The following is a 17,090-nucleotide window of genomic DNA, read 5'->3' on the forward strand; positions in this document are numbered from 1 at the left end:
ATGCCTCGAGTCGTTCCCATTTTTCAGCAGCATCACGCCATCGAGCAACAGACGCTTGGCAATAGTCGCTTGCTCAAGGCTCTGGCTGATGCGGGTCGCTTCAACATCGATGCCGATCAGAACCTGATCAATATGCCCCACGACAAGGCGCTCGCGCAGGCCTTGGGGGTGTCACCTCACAACGGCGGACCGATTCGTGAGTATCGAATCGGATTGGAGGCCAATCTCGCCCGCCTCGAGAGAAGCCGGGATGGCCAAGCAGCGCTGGCTGGCGACCTGGAGGCAATGGATCGCATCGCTGCCAAAGTTCATCGGTTGAGCGACATTTCACAGGTTGGCTTGGTCAACGGAGACCTGCGGACGAACACTGCTTTAGGACAAAGCACAGATCAGGCACGTGTCCAGACGAGGGAGTTCTACAGGAGGCCCGAGGAGTACGCCCAGCAGTACTCTGGACAGCTGGAGCACCACCAGCAGTCTTCCGTTCTTTCCAGGCAATGGAGCGCCGTCACACCCAACGAGAGCCGCGTTGTATACACGCTCCAGCACTTTCAAGGATCCGGACAGCCGCTGATACGTGGCGGCAACATCGAGCTGCAGCGTAACGGATTGTCGAATGCTATCGCTGATGCCCATCAAGCCGGGCGTCTCCAGATGTCTCCGGGCGGCGTTCTTGTAGTTGAGTCTGTTCTTGGTGAAGAGGCCGCGTCACGCCTTCGTGCTCCGGTCGGGCAACGCGGCGGAGTTACCCTGGACTTCCTCCTCGGCGAGGCCTCCACCAGCCAACTGATCCGCTCCGGCGGCCTGCTCGCCTCCGGCGCCGACGCTGTCATTACCGCCCGCCGTACTTCGCAGCTGCTGGAAGAAGGCAACGGCACCGCCGCTCAGTCCGAGCTCACCCACGCCCTGGCGCGCAACGGCGGTGGCTGGGTCGGTGGCATGGCCACGGCATCGGTGATCGGCACGTCCAGCTTCGTCCCTGCGGCCATCGTCGCGGGCGATGCGCTGCTGATGAGCAAGGCGTTCGACAGGGGCGCCGATCTGCTCGACAACCGCGCCATCTACCGGCAGACCGACAAGGCCGATGTCACATGGCAGTTCGATGGCCGCAACTGGCAGCGCCAGGCGGTTATGGACAGCACAGGCGACGGCCTGGGCAATCCGGCTGAGCGTAGTGTGGGCGCCAGTTACGAGAAGGCCCGCGAGCTGGGTGCGTACGCCCACGTAAAAGCGGTAGAGCTGGCGCTGGGCAGGGCGCCGCCGCCGCAGGATCCTTTCAGTATTCCGGCGAAGGACGGCGAGGGCCGTCTGGACAATCCCAACTGGCACCGCGATGCGCAGACCGGACAGTGGACGCGGCAGGTCAAGATCGGCGTGTCCGGTGCCAACGACCGGGGTGTGTATGAGACGCAGACCGCCAGCCCCGAACGCGCCAACGAGTTGAATCGTGAGGCGGTGCAACGCATCGAGAACAACATCGCCAACGGCAAGGCCGCCATTGCCGCCAGCTATCTGGAGACCTACGCCGCTACCCGTGCCAGCGACTTCGTGCCGCTGGTGCCGGAAGCAGTCGAGCAGGCGCGTGCCAGGCCAGACGCCATCCGGGGCTCGGACAACCAGCTCTACCAGCGCGATGAAGCAGGACAATGGAGCCATGCTGACCAGATCGCGCAGGGCAACATGGCGCTGGAGCTGGAGCTGACCCGCACCATCCAGCAGCCGTCGCTCGATCAGTTCAACCAGACCATTGCCGCATTGGACGCGCGAACGTTGCCATCTGCGGCGGAAGTGAACCAGAACGAGCTGCGCCACAGCTACTACGCTGCGGGCATCGCGCTGACCCCGGCGTGGGAGCAGGCCATTGCGCTGGCCACGGCGCGCACGCGCGAGCAGCACGGCATTACGGGTCCCACGCTGCAGGAACTGGGGCCTGTAGCCGAGGGCAACGCGGGCGCCTCTCGGCCCATCACCCATTACCAGGTAGGCCAGGATGGCGTGGCGCGCGCCGTCGCAACGACCAGTACGCAGGAGCTGCAGGCCGCATGGAATGAGGTGCGCGCGCGTGCCAATGAGCAGGCGCCGTTGCCGGACTCGCCCGAGCTGCGCATTGCTGCACTGTCGGCGGCTGAGCAGGAGGCGTACCGGCAGGCACTGCAGGAGGCAAATCGGCTGGGTGCTGCGCGGGTAGACGCGGGACAGGCTGCACGAGCAGCCGCGCAGGTGGCACATGGCGACAAGCCATCCGAGCAGGATGGGAACGAGGAAGTGCGGCCTGAAGAGCCGGCGACTGCGCAACCCATCGCGCCTGCGACGGTTGCGGCAGCGCCGCCAGCGATAGGGGTCCCGCCACCGCCTACGCCCGCCCCGCAGGACAAGCCCGCGCCTCAGCGGCACGCCGAGCAGCGCGATCCGCCGCGGCGTGAGGCGGAGCCCCAACCTCAGCCCCATCCAAACAGCGAGGCGCCCACCGAAAACCGTACCGCCTCACAGACGCCGGAGCCCGCTGGGCCGATGCAGGCGCACCCGGTCGAATCCGAGCGTGCGACGCCACACTCTGCCGCGCCTCTGGCAGCGGCAACGCAAGCGATGCCCACGCAGCGCACAGAGCAGGCAGCGGAACCGGAGAAGATGGCCCCGATGCCTGCGGTCGCTCCCACTCCAAAGCAGGACATGGCAGTGCAGGAGGTCGAGCCGGTGCCCTTCAAGGAGCCGCTGCCTGCTGAGCCTGCGCGCGATCCATGGCCTTTGGAGCAGGAAGCGGCACAACACGTGCCAGAGCCCGAACCGGCTCCATTGGATGACCTCCAGCCGGTCACTGCGGCTGTCCCTGTTCCTGCCGAGCCCACGATAGCGCCAAGCCCTGAGCCAGCCGCGCCCGCACCGGATGAGGCATTGGGCCCGAACCGGGCGCTGCAGGACCCCACGCAGCCCGGCCACCCCGATCACGCGCTGTATCAGCAGATCCGCGAGGGCGTGGAAGCGCTGGACGCCAAGCACGGCCGCAGCTTCGACGAAGTCAGCGAACGCATGACGGCCAGCCTTCTGGTGCTGGCCAAGGACAACGACCTGGAACGGGTGGACCATGTGCTGGTGAGCAACGCCACGCACGAACACCCGGCCGGGCACACGCTGTTCGTGGTGCAGGGCGAGCCCAGCAATCCGGCGCATCAGCGTGCTGCGATGCCGACCGAGCTGGCGGCGCAGACATCAGTTGAAGAGTCACTGCAACAGTTCGATGCGGTCAGCCGTGAAGCCAATCAGCGTGCGCTTGCGAATCAGATGGATCAGCAACTGGAAGATCAGCGGGTGCAGCACGACATCCAGATTCGTGCGGCGAGCATGTGATCAGTAGGGCATGCGCTGCACTGGCGACCTGCACGGAGGACTGAAGATGACGCCACAAGGAAAGCGCCGGATCTGCATGCTCGCGGGACTACTCGTTCTTCTGGCTACCGCCTGCCGGCCCGATGCGGCTCGCGACGCAGGCTCGATAGCAGAGGCCCATCGTCCGGATCTGGTGCCGCTTGTGCGAGCCATGCCGACTACCTCAATGGATGCACCATTGACGGTCGAGTTCGATGTGGCTGCTCCCAGCAAAAATTCCTCTCCAACGCTCATGATCGGCATTCGCGTTGACCGCACGGATAACACCGCGGCGTTTGGGGCACTGGCCGATGTTCGGGCGTCCGGGTTCCAGGCGAAGGTTTCCATGCAGCGCCTGGAATCGAGTGGATGGAAGGACGTGCCCTTGCACCGGCTGGAATGGGTCATTGGGGAACCTGCCAGAACAATTCCCATCCCCGCCGATGGTCGAGTGACAAATGCGTGGCTGGAGGATGTTGACGTGCTGGCGCTGCAGAATGCTGGGCTGGAACGACCCGATGACAACTATGCACAGCTGGCCTTCGCATGGGCACGCAATCCGTCGCCGGGCCGATACCGGGTTGAAGTGCAACTGCACTCCCCTCTGCCACAGCTTGAGCCGTACCAGCCGGAACTGCTGGTTGCTTACTTGCGCAGGCCCAAGTAAGGCAGCCTCGCCACCGCCGGTACGCTGAGTGTCACGGGTAAGTCAGCTCGGCATTCTGCCGATAGAGGGGGATCGTATTCATCGGTCTCCCCCTCCGAACTGGACCGCGTAGACGCAGGTTCTCGCTGTATCACCTTCATCGGAACGATAGGTCAACAGGCTGGTATCCATACCCTGGTTACCACCGGTGATGGGGCGCCGGTACTGCCTGATGCCCCCTCTCTGAAATGGCACTTCTGCTCCGGTCCTGTATCCGAGGGCTTCGAGCGCTCGTCCGGCACTTTCGGCTTCCCAGTAGCACACGCCATTCGGAGCATCTGTCACTGGCTGCTTGCCCAGCTGATAGAAGATCACCTCTTGGTTAGGGAACTCACGTGCCGACTCAACCGATAGATAAGTAACCCCATAGTTATAGCCGTCCGTTGTTGTCAGGTCCTTCGCGATGTGTTTGATGCTGACCTTTTCGTCTGGCACGAGTGACACACCGATCGCCGTGCCGAACTTGTCCGGACTGATGTCCGCCCTTGACCTGAGCGAATCCGCGTAGGCGAGAATCCGTTTATGCAGCTCGGCCATGGAGATGCGGGCGGGCTGCGTATCTGCGGCAGCGGCACGTTCATTGACGGCAGACGTATCCGTCGATCGGGCACATGCAGATGTTAGCGTGAGCATGGCTGACAGTCCGAAAAGAGCACCAATGTGAGCCGCGCGCAGCATAGCTCGAGGTAGCTGCGGCCGAAGCAATCTGGTCATGATGACGGAGAGCAAAACCGAAGCCTCCTTCGTTGTGATGCCCATCGGTGAGTCCCTGACGGTGTTGAAGCCACTGTACGACCCGAATGAAGAGCGCCCGGACCTCCATCGTTCACGGCTGAACGCGATATCGTTCCAGAAGATCACGAACGCTGGTTTCCAGGCGCTGCCAGTCGCTCAGCATGACGCGTGCATAGTTCATCTCGATGGCGATGCTGTCGCCCACGTCCACGATGGAATGGCGGCACATTGCGATCTGGCCTTCGCCGGCGCGTTCAAGTGTCTTTCCCTGAGCTACAAGTCCGTCAGGAATGCGGTCTGCCGGGTCGCAGCTGATGAACGTTGTCAGTTGCCCCTCCACCGAGCGGGCCGCATACCAGTCTGGCTCCATTCCCGGGTTGTGCACGTAAGGCCTGCCCAGCGCAGCCTCCGAGTCCTTTGCATAGGCTGCCATCAACGATGGGTCAATCGCATACGGCGTCAGACCCCAGCGCTCGGGTTGTGCAACGCGCAGCGCAAGGTTCTCTACCGGGTCCCTTCGCTCCAGTGATCCCGGCGCGCTGGTGGCTTCGCTACTGGACCGACGTGCCAGATAGTTCTGGATGGGAACGCGATCGATGTATCTAAGCTCGACCAGCACCTGCCGCCGGCTGTCCTGCGTGCTGCGCACCGCGCGATCACCGGGCGGCGCTGCATCGAAATCCGGCCAGAACACCGTGAGCATGACGCCCCCATCGGCCAGGGGGCCCGTCTGGTTGTAGTAGAGGTTGGCCGGGAACATGAAGCGGTTCGGGCCAAGCCGAGCCTCTACCGGCTGCGTCGTGTAGGTCTGTCCGCCCACGGTACGTGGGCTGGTTGCGGTTTCGGACATGGGGGTCCCGTTCGGGTCCTTTTCCTTGGATGGGGCCTTCGCGCAGGCGGTGGTGCTGAGCACGGCCACCAGGGCGAAGTAGGCAAGCCGGCAAGCCGGTGCTCTGCTCATGGGCGATTCCCTTGCATGATCGAAACGACTATAGAGCGGCGGAATGGCAAGCTCCAGTCGCAGCCGGGACCGCAGCCATCGCGGGGTCATTACTGCATGCTGGCTCACATATTCAGCAAGTCGCGATCGGCGTCCTCAATTCCTCCACCTGGCCCCCATCCCACCTATGCCATCATCCACCCAGGACCGCAGCACCCATCAAGGCTGAACAGGCATGGAGCAGGCAACACGCTACACCGTAACCCTTTATCTGGCCGCCCCTGGCACCCCGCTGAAAAGTGGAGGCATCTCGCCGCGCGGCCACATGTACCTGCTGGTCGCTGCGGGCGACGAGGCTCACAGCTACGGTTTCGCGCCGCCGCGCCAGGCGCAGGGCGAAACCCGCACCGGCGTGCAGTACGCGCAGGTGCGCCACGATGATGCCGACGAGCATCTGGACCCGTACTACAGCCGCACCCTGGAAATCACCGAGGAGCACTACGGCTGCCTGCGTGATTTCGCCGAGGAACCGGCCGAGTTCGAGTTCGATGTGGATCGCCCGGCCACCATCAACCGCTGCAGCGATTTCGTCTGGGCGGCGCTGCACTACGCTGGCCTGCATCCGCTGCCGGCGACGCTGGATGGCGGCAGCAATCTGGGCGAGTTCGCGGTGCTGTTCAACCTGCCGGAGATCCAGTGCATCGCCGCGCCGTTCCCGGGCAGCGACCTGAATGCCGAAACCCACCACGCGATGCCCGAGCGTGAGGCCGAGCATCATCGCCAGGGCGACCGCGCCAGCGATGAGCCGCCGCCGACGCCGATTGAAGTGGCCGGCACGCTGTTGGACCCTTCGCATCCGGACCATCACCTGTTCTCGCAGCTGATCCAGAAAGTGGCCGAACTGGACGCCGCGCACGGCCGCCCGTTCGATGCGGCCAGCCAGCGCATCAGCGCCAGCCTGCTGGTGCTGGCCAAGCAGAACAATCTCTCTCGCGTGGACCACGTGCTGCTCAGCCGACCAACCCAGAACAGCCATGCCGCCGAAAGCATCTTCATCGTGCAGGGCGACCGCAACGACCCGGGGCACCGCCGCGCCAGCATCGCCACTGAGGTGGCGGCCAAGACCGATGTGGCCGATTCGCTGCGGTTGAAGGAGCAATGACGCGGCCACTGCGGCGGGGGCTGGTGGTACTGGCGGTGCTGGGCGCGCTGGCGGCATGCCGTGCGTCACCAGCGCCTGAGGTTGCGCCGCCCCTGCTGACGCGCGCACAGGCCGAGGCCCGCACGGTTGTGCCGTTCACGCGGGCCGTGCAGTTGCAGAAGGCCGGTCGGATTGCCGAGGTCACGTTTGATTTGCCGGCAGCCCAGAAGCCCGCCATTCCGATCCTGAACATCGGGTTGCGGCTGCAGGATACCGATGCGCGACGGCTGCTGGATGCTTCGGAGAAGATCACTCACGGACGGCTGCCAACGCGGCTGCGCCTGGAGCGTATTGATGGCAGTGCACCTGGTCCTGTGCAGCTCTGGCAGCGTACTCGCGATGGACGCGATTCTCAGAAAATCGGGGAGGATGGCGTGGTAACAGACCTGACGACGGGGAGCGTGGACATCAACAGCTTGGCCGAGGCCGGGTTGTACTCTGAAGAGGTGCTCTATCGCACGTTGCAGTTGGCGCAGGTCGGAGGCATTGCACCCGGGCGCTACCTTCTGCGGGTGGACCTTGTGGAGGATCGGCCCCGGCTGGAAGGCCTGAAAGCAGAACTGATCGTTGGCTACCAATCACTAGGAAAGTAGACATGCACAAGGACGATGCCGAACGCTACAGCGTAACCATTCATCTGGCGGCCCCCGGCACGCCGCGCTACGGCCGTGATGCTGAGGGAAACAGGTTTCTGCTGGAGCCCTCGTTCGCGGGTCACATGTTCCTGTCGCTGCGCCGTTCGGGTGAACCCTTCCCGGAGAGCATGGGTTTCACCCACGCAGGCACCAAGGACAATCCGAACAGGGGCAGGGTCGATGACATGGATGTGTCGGTCTACGACAAGCCCCGCTTCGAGCGCACGATCGAGATCAGCAAGGAGCAGTACGACCGCATCCTCGAGTTCTCGGCGAACCCGAAGAAGCACGGCTTCGACATGAACTACGACTTCTTCTCCAACGCCTGCACCGATTTCGCATGGGGTGCCCTGAACCACGCAGGCCTGCGCCCGATCGGGCTGGCCGGGGAGATCACCAACTACGAGGGCGCTACCAGGGTCCTGGACAACATCCGCGCCGTCAATGCCATTCCGCAGCAGGTGAAGGGCAGCGAACTGGACAAGGTGCAGTGGAACCCGATGCCGAAGCAGACCTTCCGCGAGTGGATGTTCACCGAGAACGGCGAGCAGTGGCGCGGCAACAGTGCACTCGCGGCAAGCGGCACGCCCGCAGACCCGGCGCACGACGATCATGCCCGCCTCAACCAGATCCACCAGCAGGTGGCCGACCTCGGCGCTTTCGGTGCACGCAACGGCAATGTCAGTGCCAGCCTGCTCGCGCTGTCGAAGGAGCAGCAATTCTCGCGCGTGGACGAAGTGGTGCTGGGCGAGCAGCGCGGTGATACCGCACCGAAGCTGTTCATCGTGCAGGGTGACCGCAGTGACCCGGCACATCAGCGCGCCAGCATGCCGGCGGAGGTGGCTGCGCAGGCACCGGTGGAGGCCTCGTTCGATCGGGTCGCGCAGTTGCAGCAGAATGAGCCGCAGGGAGGCGCGCAGCGCCTGCAGGAGGAGCAGCAGCTTCAGCAGAGCCACGGCCCACGGATGGCATAGCGGCGGGCGCAGCATCGAAGTCGAGCGTCGGCCATGCCCGCGCCGGCGCACGCCACGCCCCCCACCTGCTACCATTCCCCCGCATCCCCAGCCAGCCCACCCCGCGCAGACAGATGCGGGGCGGGCCGTCGCAGTACGGCCCAGCGAGCCAGGACACCTTCCCGTGCCCATTCAAGGACGCTCGCATGTTCAGTACTCCTCTCTTCCGCTCGGCCGCCCTGGCCGTTGCCGTTTCGCTCAGCCTCGGCGCGCCTTCGGCGTTCGCCGACAACGCACCCGCCGCCAGTGCCACCGCCGCCGTACAGCGCCAGGCCGTGGCCAAGGGCCTGTACGAGCTGGCCTACAGCCCGAAGCAGAACGCAGTCTTCGTGGCCTCGTCCGGCGGCTTCGGCGATGACGCCGGCCCGGCCCAGGTGCTGCGCCTGAACCCGGCCACGCTGGCCGTGGAAACCCGTATCCCGCTGGAGCGCAAGGCCTTTGGCGTGGTGCTGGATGACGCCCACGACCGCCTGTACGTGGGCAACACCGTGGACCTGTCGGTGACCGTGGTCGACACCGCGCAGAACAAGGCCGTCGGCACCCTCCAGCTGATGGAGAAGAAGACCGGCAAGGACGGCAAGGCCGCCTACACCCATGACCTGCGCGAGCTGGTGGTCGACAGCGCGGCCAACCGCCTGTACGTGACCGGCCACAGCAGCCAGCCGGACGTGAGCAGCGTGCTGTTCGTGATCGATACCACCACGCTGATGGTGATCAACACCATCGACGGCCTGGGCAATGCCAAGGCACCGGGCCTGGCGCTGGATGCGGCCAACAAGCGCGTCTACACCAGCAACCTGCTGGCCGACCTGGTGGTGGTGGGCACCGATTCGAACAAGGTGGTGGCGCAGCACAGGATCGCCGCCGAGCAGCCGATGAACATCGCGCTGGATCCGGACGGCAAGCGGCTGTTCGTGACCGACCAGGGCTCGGAATTCCTGCGTGGCTACCAGGCCAAGAGCAGCGGCCTGGTCAGCAAGCATCCTGGCCAGCGCGTGCTGGTGCTCGACCGCAGCACCGGCAAGGAACTGGCCAGCATCCCGACCGATGCCGGCCCGCTCGGCATCCTGCTGGATGCACCGCGTAAGCGCCTGTACGTGACCAATCGCGAAGCCGGTACGGTGACCGCGTACAACAGTGACAGCTACCAGAAGGTGGGCACCTACAAGGTACCGACCCACCCGAACAGCCTGGCGCTGGATGCGAAGAACAACGTGTTGTTCGTGAGCATCAAGAACGGCGAGAAGGACGACAAGGGCGCTGACGAGAGCGTGGCGCGCATCCAGCTGTAAGGCGCTGACGCCGGGCTCGCCCGGCAGCGTGCCGCATGAAGAAGGCAGGGTGCCGACCCTGCCTTTTTCTTTGCCGGGTTGCAGTGCCGAGCGCCAACCCGCTAGGGTTGAACCCTAGGGCAGGGAGCCAAAGGGTCTGAATCATGCTGGGTAATCACCGCTGGTTGCGCGCCGGCCTGTTGATCATGTTGAGCACCGGGCTGGGCGCCTGTTCCGGGCGTGATCCTGTCCCACCCGAGCCGCTGGATCTGGCGCAGCCGATCGCTGTGGATCAGCCAGGTCAAGGGGTGAGTTTCGAGTTCGAGATGAGCGCGCGAAATTACATCCCACATCGCACCTACGCCGTGGAGCTGGAATTGCAGCGCCAAGAGGCGCGCAAGCCCGACGAGCCTGACGTGGGCACAATGAGGGTCCCGTTCGAGGTGACCCTGCAGCAACGGGTCGCCGATGCCTGGAAGGATGTTCCCACCTACGACAGCTACCAGGCCGGGGTACTTAATGCAGGTGAGCCGCTTCCAGAATGGCATGCATCCAGCGAATGGCGGTATACGTCACCGCACATGGGCAGTGACGGCCAGTACACGCTGAGCCTGGTTGCTCTGCCAGTGGAGCCTGACACCCGCTATCGCGTTCGGGTTCGCACGGTACAGGCCACGCCGGAATTGCAGCATTACTCGGCCCAGTTGCGCGTACACGCCGCCCGACCATCAGGAAAGTAATCAACCTCACCACCGGACCCGGAGAAATTCGGCTTCAGCAAGCACTATCAGGACGTGCGCAACAACTGCGTGGACTTCACCTGGGAAGCCTTGAACCACGCAGGCATCGAGCGGAAAAGAAGTATCGACGTGAACGCGCTGGGAGGTCCTGCTGGGCAGCTTCTTCCGGATGTCCGCATTCCCCTGGACATCAAGGGGGCAGGCAAGGATGGATTCCGACCGCTGCGCAACATCCATGGCGTGGACAGCATTGATCCGCCGTTTCCGGACAGCGAGCTCACGCTGAGGGCATGGGCGAACGAAGCGGTGATCGTCTGGCCCGGCACGGTAACGATCTGCTGCTCTCGCAGATCCACCAGGGCGTGGCCCGGCTTGATGCAGAGCGGGGCCGCGACTTCGACGCCACCAGCGAGAACATCAGCGCCAGCCTGTACGTCCTGGCCAAAGCGAACGGCCTGACCCAGGTCGACCATGTGTTGCTGAGCGATCGCACCGCGCAGGCTGACGCAGCGCAGAACATCTTCATCGTGCAGGGCGAGCGCAACGATCCGGCACAGCTGCGCGCCAGCATGCCAACAGCGGTGGCTGCGCAGACACCGGCAGAAACTTCGTTCGAGCGTGCCGAGCAGCTGTCGCAGTCTGCACAGGTGCGCACGCAGGATGAGCTGCAGCAGCGCCAGGTGCAGGAGCAGTCCGGTCCGCGCATGGCCTAGCACAGCAAGCGCCACGGCGAGCCGATGTACTCGCGCTGGGCCGCCAGTAACACTGGAGGCGGCTCAGCCCAGACGGTGTGCCGGGTTCTGCTGCTGCTCCTGCTCACGGGTCTGCTGTTCGGGCACTAACCCCACGGCCGGCTGCTGCGGGGCCAACCCCAACTTCTGCATCGACTGCTCCACCGGCGTCTGCGCCGCCACCGCGGTTGGCATCATCGCGCGCAGGTGCGCCGGATTGGCCGGGTCGCCCTGCACCACGAAGATGTTGTGCCCGGCCGGGTGCTGGGCCGTGGCGTTGCTGACCAGCACGTGGTCGACCTGCTGCAGGCCCTGTTCGCGGGCGAGCACGGTCAGGCTGGCGGTCAGGCGTTCGCTGGTCTGGTCGAACGGACGGCCATGCTGGGCGTCCAGTGCGGCCACGCCCTGACGGATCTGCTGGTTGAGGCCGTAGTCGGGGTGGTTGGGGGTGATTTCTGCCATGGCGATCGAACGGTAGCGGTGGGTCGGGGTGAACCCCGCCAGTATAGATCCGGCCGGTGAAGGGCGCCGGAAAGGTCAGTCCGCCGGCCGATGGTCATAGCTGATCACCCGTTCGGCCAGCCAGTGCCCGTCCACGCGGCGCCAGACCTGGATGAAGCGGGCCTGGCCGGTCCAGCGTTCCACGCCGTCCTTGCCGCGCTCGTAAAAGCGGTGGTCGCCGATTTCCAGGGCTCGCTCATCGTGCAGCGGAAACACCTGCAGCGAAGATTCCACGAGCTCGCGGCGCAGCTGCCAGCCACCCTTGCGCGCGTTGTCGCACATATTGGCCACGCTGCGGCGGAAGTCCTCGCGGCTGCTGGCCGACTTGCCATCCTTGTCATGGAAGAACTCCATGTCGTCGGTCGTCATCGCCGCAGCCTTGTCGGCATCGCAGGCCTCGAAGGCCGCAGCGAAGAGCTGGGTATCGGCCTGGCGGATCTGCACGCGCAGGCTGTCGGCGGGCGCTGGCGTGGCAACGAGGCCGGCGGCCAGCAAGGGTAGGGTGAGCGGCAGCATGGTGAGGCTCCAGGGAGGGTTTACGCAGGCTCGCATGGCGTTTGGGCCACTGCAGCCGGCTTCCGACGAAACGGTCCTGCCACGGAATGAATGCCCATATTGGCGGCCCGGTTCCAGCCTTGAGGCCGTTGCCTGTGCAGGGGATGTCATGAGCGGCCGGGATTCCCTCACAGCCGCCACAGGTGACGGCCATTAGCCTGCACTCCTTCCCTTCCACAGGAGCGCCCATGCCTGCTTCCCGCATCCGCCTGCACGTTGAAGACACGGGTGGCGATGGCCGCCCGGTCATCCTGATCCACGGCTGGCCGCTGTCCGCCGATGCCTGGAGGACGCAGGTGGCGATCCTGCGCGACGCCCAGTATCGGGTGATCAGCTACGACCGGCGTGGTTTCGGCCGCTCTGACAAGCCGGCCGAAGGTTATGACTACGACACGCTGGCGGCGGACCTGGCGGGGCTGATCGAGGAGCATGACCTGCACGACGTCACTCTGGTCGGTTTCTCGATGGGCGGCGGCGAGGTGGCGCGCTACGTGGCCAACCATGGCCAGGATCGCGTGCACAGTGTGGTGTTCGCGGCCGCTGTGCCGCCATTCCTGCTGCGTAGTGACGACAACCCGCAGGGGCCGCTGACCCAGGACAAGGCCGATGAAATGCGCAACGGATTGGAGAAGGACCGCGAAGCGTTCTTCGATGACTTCACCCGCGACTTCTTCAGCGCCAACGGCCAGTTGATGGTGACCGAAGACACGCGCCAGGCGGCGATCGCGCTGTGCCATCAATCCGACCAGGCGGCGGCGCTGGGCTGCATGAAGGCGTTTGCTACGACCGATTTCCGGGATGACCTGAAGAAGATCTCGGTGCCGACGCTGGTCCTGCACGGTGACAGCGATGCCATCGTGCCGTTCGAGGGCTCCGGCCAGCGCACCCATGAGGCGATTGCGGGCAGCGAAGTGGTGATCCTGGAAGGCGCGCCACATGGCTGCAACACCAGTCACGCCGACCGCTTCAATCTGGCGCTGCTGAACTTCCTGAAGCGGTAAGCTGCCGCGATGCGCGAGCCAAAGACACCCCCGTGGAAAAAGCCCAGGCCCAAGGGGCAGACGTCGCAACCGCTGTCGGATGCGCAGAAGGCCGCGGCGCGGCAGCGGGCGGAGGAGAACGGGCGGCGCTATCCGAACCTGGTGGACAACATGTGGGCGGCGAAGCTGCCGCGTGGGTCGTGATTCACAGGCCGGGTGGGGACGTGGTGTAGCACCGAGCCGATGCTCGGCTGGCGCGCGCAGCGCGTGCCGTTCGGGGAAGGGGCAAAGGGCCGCCGAGCATGGTCTCGGCGCTAGGGGCCGGGCAGTGGCCGCCAGCCCGACTCCCGCCATGGCGCTACGTCGCGCCTCTGCACGTTGATCGCCTCGACCGGCAATCCTGCCTGTCGCGCCAGTTCGGCACGCAGTACGTCGCTGTCCACCGGCAGCGCGATGGCCACCTGCAGCTGGTCGCCCTGCTGACGGACCTGGGTGGGCACCACCGCATGGGCTTCATGCTCGCCGCCGGTGCGAGCAATCGGATAGCGCATCGCCACGGGCCTTCCCAGGTGTGCCAGTACAGGGCGCCATGCCTGCAGCACGACAGGCTGTGCTGCTGCGGGAACCCGCACCTCGATGATCGTTCCCGGGTAGCCAATGACATTGCCCACCATCACCTGGAAGCGCGCGCCATCGGGGATGGCGACCACAGTGGCGGCCAGCACGCCTATCGACAGGACAGCTGCGGCGAAGCGCCAACTGCGCGGCGCGGCGGCGGCGCGGGTCGCCGTGCGCAGCCCCGGCTTGCGCCGCAGCTTGCGCGCGTAGATGCGCCGATCCTTCCTGCGCGGGCTGCTGCTGTGCGCCGGCAGGTTCAGCGGGACGCGTGGCAGCCGGGCGGCGCGCGCGTCGATCAGGCACGCGAGCAGCCACCACGCGAGCACGAATGCCAGCAGGCGCAGCAGCGTTCGTACGATCAGGTACAGCATCACCATCGGGAATACCAAGGAAAATTCGCATTCAAACAACCGTGCCATCGTAACGGCGCCGCGTAGTGTGTGTCGCATCCGCCAGCCGACACGTGCGAACTGCTTGGTTAGGATGGCTCTTTGCTGTCATGGATGAACCGATGAGCGCTGCCACCTCCCGAATCCGCCGCATCTGTGGGCAGGGGCCGATCCTGCTGATGCTGCAGCTGGTCGCGTTGCTGTCCGTTGCACTGGCTTCCGGGTTCTTCCATTGCCGCGTCGACCTGCTGCTGGAGCCGATCACCGCGGCGTGCGGTGGCCCGGATGAGCAGGCGCGGTTGCAGATGGCCGAACAGGTGATGGCGCGCGCCGGTGCATTGGACGACTGGCAGCCATTGAGCTGGATTCCATTGGCGGGCATCGTGCTGGCGCTGCTGGGTGCGATGGCGGTGTGCGCGAGCCGCGCGCTGTGGCTGCGCGATGGGCTGCGCACGGCGAACGTGGCGCTGCTGCTGCTGCATGGCGGCGCACTGTGCTTGGCCGGGTGGACGCTGCACCTGTACGAGAACGCATGGAACAGCGTGGCGCGCTTGTCACCCACGGCATGCCTGATGGACCTGGTGGCGGAAGGCGATACCCCGCTGGTGCAGGCGCAGTCCGTGGTGTTCCACATCCTGGCGCGCGAGAACGCAACGCTGATGCGCAATCCGGACGACCTGGCGCTGGTGCTGGTAGCGTTGCTGATGGCGACGATGGTGGGGGGCATCTCCCTGTGGCGGGCGATCGTGCGGGTTCGGGCGGCACGATCGGCAGTGGCCTGACGGGCCTCCGCGGCCGACCGGATCCGAGACATGCAGAGCGCACGCTCGGCGGCGCGCGGCAATCGCGCTACAGTCGACGCCTCGCCACTCCAGGGAAGACCTGATGCGCTTGTTGCTGCGTGCGTTGCCGTTGTTGCTGTGTTCGCTGGCCGTACACGCCGCCGAGGTGGACCGTCGTATCGCGGTGACCATCGATGATCTGCCATGGGCACGGCTGGACCAGATCGTGCCGCCGGATCTGCAGGCGCGGCACGAAGCGTTGATGGCCCAGCTGCGCGAGGCCGGCGTGCCGGTGGTGGGCTTCGTCAATGAGAACAAGCTTGAGGTGAATGGACAGGTGCAGCCGGCGCGGGTGCAGATGCTGCGCGACTGGCGCGATGCGGGCTATGTGCTGGGCAACCACACGTACTCGCACATGGATCTGAATGCGAAAGGCGTGGCGGCGTTCCAGAAGGATTTCCTGCGCGGCGAAACGGTGCTGCGGCCGCTGCTGGCCGAGAAGGGGCAGGCGCCACAGTGGATGCGCCACCCCTACCTGCGGGCCGGGCGCACCGCGGATGAGCGCGTGCAGATGGAGGCGTTCTTCAAGCAGCAGGGCTATCGCGTGGCACCGGTGACGGTGGACAACGGGGAATGGGTGTGGGCGTTCGCCTATGCCAACGTGATGAACGAGCAGGCGGATTCGCCGGCGAGCGACGCGACGCTGGCGCAGCTGCGCAAGGGCTACGTGCCGTACATGCTGAACAAGCTGGATTACTACGAGAAGCAGTCGCAGGCGCTGCTGGGGTACGCGCTGCCGCAGGTGTGGCTGATGCACGCCAACGAGCTCAATGCGGCCACCCTTGCCGAACTGGTGGCGGCCACGAAGCGCCGCGGCTATCGCTTCATTTCACTGGACGAAGCGATGCGTGACCCGGCGTATGCGCGGGGTGCGGAAGGCTACAACGGCCGCTATGGCCCGAGCTGGCTGCATCGCTGGGCGATGGCGGAGAACAAGCCGAAGGACTTCTACGCCGGCGAACCGGAGGTGCCGGCGTGGGTGATGAAGCTGGCCAAGGTTGATTCGGAGTGAGGCTCAGCGCTTGACGGCCAGCACGCCGTCCAGCGCCAGTTCGGCCTTGAAACCAGCCTTTTCCAGGCGTTTGGCCACTTCACGCGGCACGTCGCGGCCGCTGGTCAGCTTGTTCGGCGCGCCGGTGTAATGGAACAGGCGACCGCCCTTGCGGATGACGCGGGCGAGGTGGTCGTAGAACACCTGCGAGTACAGCTCGCCGGCGATGCCGAAGCGCGGTGGGTCGTGCAGGATTGCGTCGACACTGTTGCTGGCCACCCGTTCGATCTGCTGCGAAACGTCACCGTGGCTGAACTGCAGGCGACCACCGGCGGCAGCCGAGTCTGGATCCGGCGACCACGGGTTGAGCGTGCGCAGCCACATCACATCGGCGTTCTTCTCGAATGAACGGATCTGGCCGACACCGGCCTCCAGCGCGCAGGCGGCGAAGTAGCCCAGGCCACCGCAGGTATCGAGGATGACCTTGCCGGCCGGGGCGACCAGCTCCACCTTGCGGCGTGCATCCTCGAACGGCGACAGCTTCGAGGTCGGCAGCATCTTGATGCCGTCGATCTCGAAGGTCGGTGCGCCCCATTCGGTGGGCACCAGCTTGATCAGCGAGCCGCTATAGCGCGAGATCGGTGCGAATTCCTCGCCATCCCAGTAGTACAGCGTGCGGTCCTTCAGCTTGCCCGGCCAAGGGTAGGGCTGGCCCCGGAAGTGGAAGCCGTCCGCATCCAGCGCCACGCTGTCCTGGCTGCGGCCGAGGTCGAGCGAGCCCTGCCAGTCGGCGGCGGCCTTGTCATGGGCACGGCGCAGGGTGTCGGCGCTGTCGCGGGTCAGCAGGGGGCCGGTGTAATGGGGCACGGCGGGTACCGG

Annotated in this window: 18 protein-coding genes; 12 read left to right on the plus strand and 6 right to left on the minus strand. The window is 65.4% G+C overall.

All coding sequences use genetic code 11. From position 1 onward, the window contains the following. Both HMPREF3114_RS16790 and HMPREF3114_RS21090 read left to right on the plus strand, forming a co-directional pair. Nucleotides 1–3,345, plus strand: a complete 3,345-nt coding sequence (locus HMPREF3114_RS16790; RefSeq protein ID WP_141750836.1) for an XVIPCD domain-containing protein — start codon at nt 1–3, stop codon at nt 3,343–3,345. Between the two features lie 46 nt (nt 3,346–3,391). After that, entirely contained in the window at nt 3,392–4,030 is a 639-nt protein-coding gene (locus HMPREF3114_RS21090; protein ID WP_141750837.1) for a hypothetical protein, read from the plus strand. A 78-nt stretch (nt 4,031–4,108) separates the two neighbouring features. On the opposite strand, the gene HMPREF3114_RS16800 is transcribed toward HMPREF3114_RS21090, so the two are convergent. Together HMPREF3114_RS16800 and HMPREF3114_RS16805 are read right to left on the minus strand one after the other, a co-directional pair. Then, nucleotides 4,109–4,828 carry a hypothetical protein gene (locus HMPREF3114_RS16800; RefSeq protein WP_070490061.1) on the minus strand — a complete coding sequence of 240 codons (720 nt, stop codon included), beginning with the start codon at nt 4,826–4,828 and terminating at the stop codon, nt 4,109–4,111. A 67-nt stretch (nt 4,829–4,895) separates the two neighbouring features. Next, nucleotides 4,896–5,765 carry a hypothetical protein gene (locus HMPREF3114_RS16805; protein WP_070490063.1) on the minus strand — a complete coding sequence of 290 codons (870 nt, stop codon included), beginning with the start codon at nt 5,763–5,765 and terminating at the stop codon, nt 4,896–4,898. A gap of 214 nt (nt 5,766–5,979) precedes the next feature. On the opposite strand from HMPREF3114_RS16805, the gene HMPREF3114_RS16810 reads away from it, so the two are divergent. From HMPREF3114_RS16810 to HMPREF3114_RS21515, 6 genes are all read left to right on the plus strand, one after another. Next, nucleotides 5,980–6,906, plus strand: coding sequence for an XVIPCD domain-containing protein (locus tag HMPREF3114_RS16810; protein WP_070490065.1), 927 nt, complete (start codon nt 5,980–5,982; stop codon nt 6,904–6,906). Further along, nucleotides 6,903–7,538: a hypothetical protein gene (locus tag HMPREF3114_RS16815; protein ID WP_070490067.1), complete on the plus strand. Its 636-nt coding sequence runs from the start codon at nt 6,903–6,905 to the stop codon at nt 7,536–7,538. Before HMPREF3114_RS16810 ends, HMPREF3114_RS16815 begins: the two co-directional genes overlap by 4 nt. Before the next feature lie 2 nt (nt 7,539–7,540). Further along, entirely contained in the window at nt 7,541–8,554 is a 1,014-nt protein-coding gene (locus tag HMPREF3114_RS16820) for an XVIPCD domain-containing protein (RefSeq protein ID WP_070490069.1), read from the plus strand. A gap of 185 nt (nt 8,555–8,739) precedes the next feature. After that, a complete protein-coding gene (locus HMPREF3114_RS16825; protein ID WP_070490071.1) occupies nt 8,740–9,885 on the plus strand; it encodes a YncE family protein in 1,146 nt (381 codons plus the stop codon). 143 nt (nt 9,886–10,028) lie between these two features. Then, nucleotides 10,029–10,604: a hypothetical protein gene (locus HMPREF3114_RS16830; protein WP_070490073.1), complete on the plus strand. Its 576-nt coding sequence runs from the start codon at nt 10,029–10,031 to the stop codon at nt 10,602–10,604. A 290-nt stretch (nt 10,605–10,894) separates the two neighbouring features. After that, nucleotides 10,895–11,317, plus strand: coding sequence for an XVIPCD domain-containing protein (locus tag HMPREF3114_RS21515; protein WP_070490075.1), 423 nt, complete (start codon nt 10,895–10,897; stop codon nt 11,315–11,317). Nucleotides 11,318–11,380: 63 nt separating this feature from the next. Here the strand turns inward: HMPREF3114_RS21515 and HMPREF3114_RS16845 are convergent, their stop codons facing one another. Next, nucleotides 11,381–11,797, minus strand: coding sequence for an XVIPCD domain-containing protein (locus HMPREF3114_RS16845; protein ID WP_070490077.1), 417 nt, complete (start codon nt 11,795–11,797; stop codon nt 11,381–11,383). A gap of 75 nt (nt 11,798–11,872) precedes the next feature. Further along, complete coding sequence (locus tag HMPREF3114_RS16850; RefSeq protein ID WP_070490079.1) at nt 11,873–12,352, minus strand: nuclear transport factor 2 family protein; 480 nt, start codon at nt 12,350–12,352, stop codon at nt 11,873–11,875. Between the two features lie 227 nt (nt 12,353–12,579). Between HMPREF3114_RS16850 and HMPREF3114_RS16855 the strand changes: the two genes are divergently transcribed. Next, nucleotides 12,580–13,392: an alpha/beta fold hydrolase gene (locus HMPREF3114_RS16855; protein ID WP_070490081.1), complete on the plus strand. Its 813-nt coding sequence runs from the start codon at nt 12,580–12,582 to the stop codon at nt 13,390–13,392. Between the two features lie 9 nt (nt 13,393–13,401). After that, nucleotides 13,402–13,575, plus strand: a complete 174-nt coding sequence (locus HMPREF3114_RS21235; protein WP_088496194.1) for a hypothetical protein — start codon at nt 13,402–13,404, stop codon at nt 13,573–13,575. 110 nt (nt 13,576–13,685) lie between these two features. Here the strand turns inward: HMPREF3114_RS21235 and HMPREF3114_RS16860 are convergent, their stop codons facing one another. Further along, nucleotides 13,686–14,366, minus strand: a complete 681-nt coding sequence (locus HMPREF3114_RS16860) for a hypothetical protein (RefSeq protein ID WP_070490083.1) — start codon at nt 14,364–14,366, stop codon at nt 13,686–13,688. Between the two features lie 134 nt (nt 14,367–14,500). Between HMPREF3114_RS16860 and HMPREF3114_RS16865 the strand changes: the two genes are divergently transcribed. Further along, on the plus strand, nt 14,501–15,160 hold the full coding sequence (locus HMPREF3114_RS16865) for a hypothetical protein (RefSeq protein ID WP_171956381.1): 660 nt from the start codon (nt 14,501–14,503) through the stop codon (nt 15,158–15,160). A gap of 103 nt (nt 15,161–15,263) precedes the next feature. Next, nucleotides 15,264–16,232, plus strand: a complete 969-nt coding sequence (locus tag HMPREF3114_RS16870) for a polysaccharide deacetylase family protein (protein WP_070490085.1) — start codon at nt 15,264–15,266, stop codon at nt 16,230–16,232. A gap of 3 nt (nt 16,233–16,235) precedes the next feature. On the opposite strand, the gene HMPREF3114_RS16875 is transcribed toward HMPREF3114_RS16870, so the two are convergent. Continuing rightward, the gene (locus HMPREF3114_RS16875) at nt 16,236–17,078 is read right to left on the minus strand and encodes a class I SAM-dependent methyltransferase (protein WP_070490087.1); all 843 of its coding nucleotides are present in this window, start codon (nt 17,076–17,078) and stop codon (nt 16,236–16,238) included. Nucleotides 17,079–17,090 lie beyond the last annotated feature (12 nt).

It is taken from the genome of Stenotrophomonas sp. HMSC10F07, assembly GCF_001807895.1.
In the GTDB taxonomy this organism is placed as follows: Bacteria; Pseudomonadota; Gammaproteobacteria; order Xanthomonadales; family Xanthomonadaceae; genus Stenotrophomonas; species Stenotrophomonas sepilia.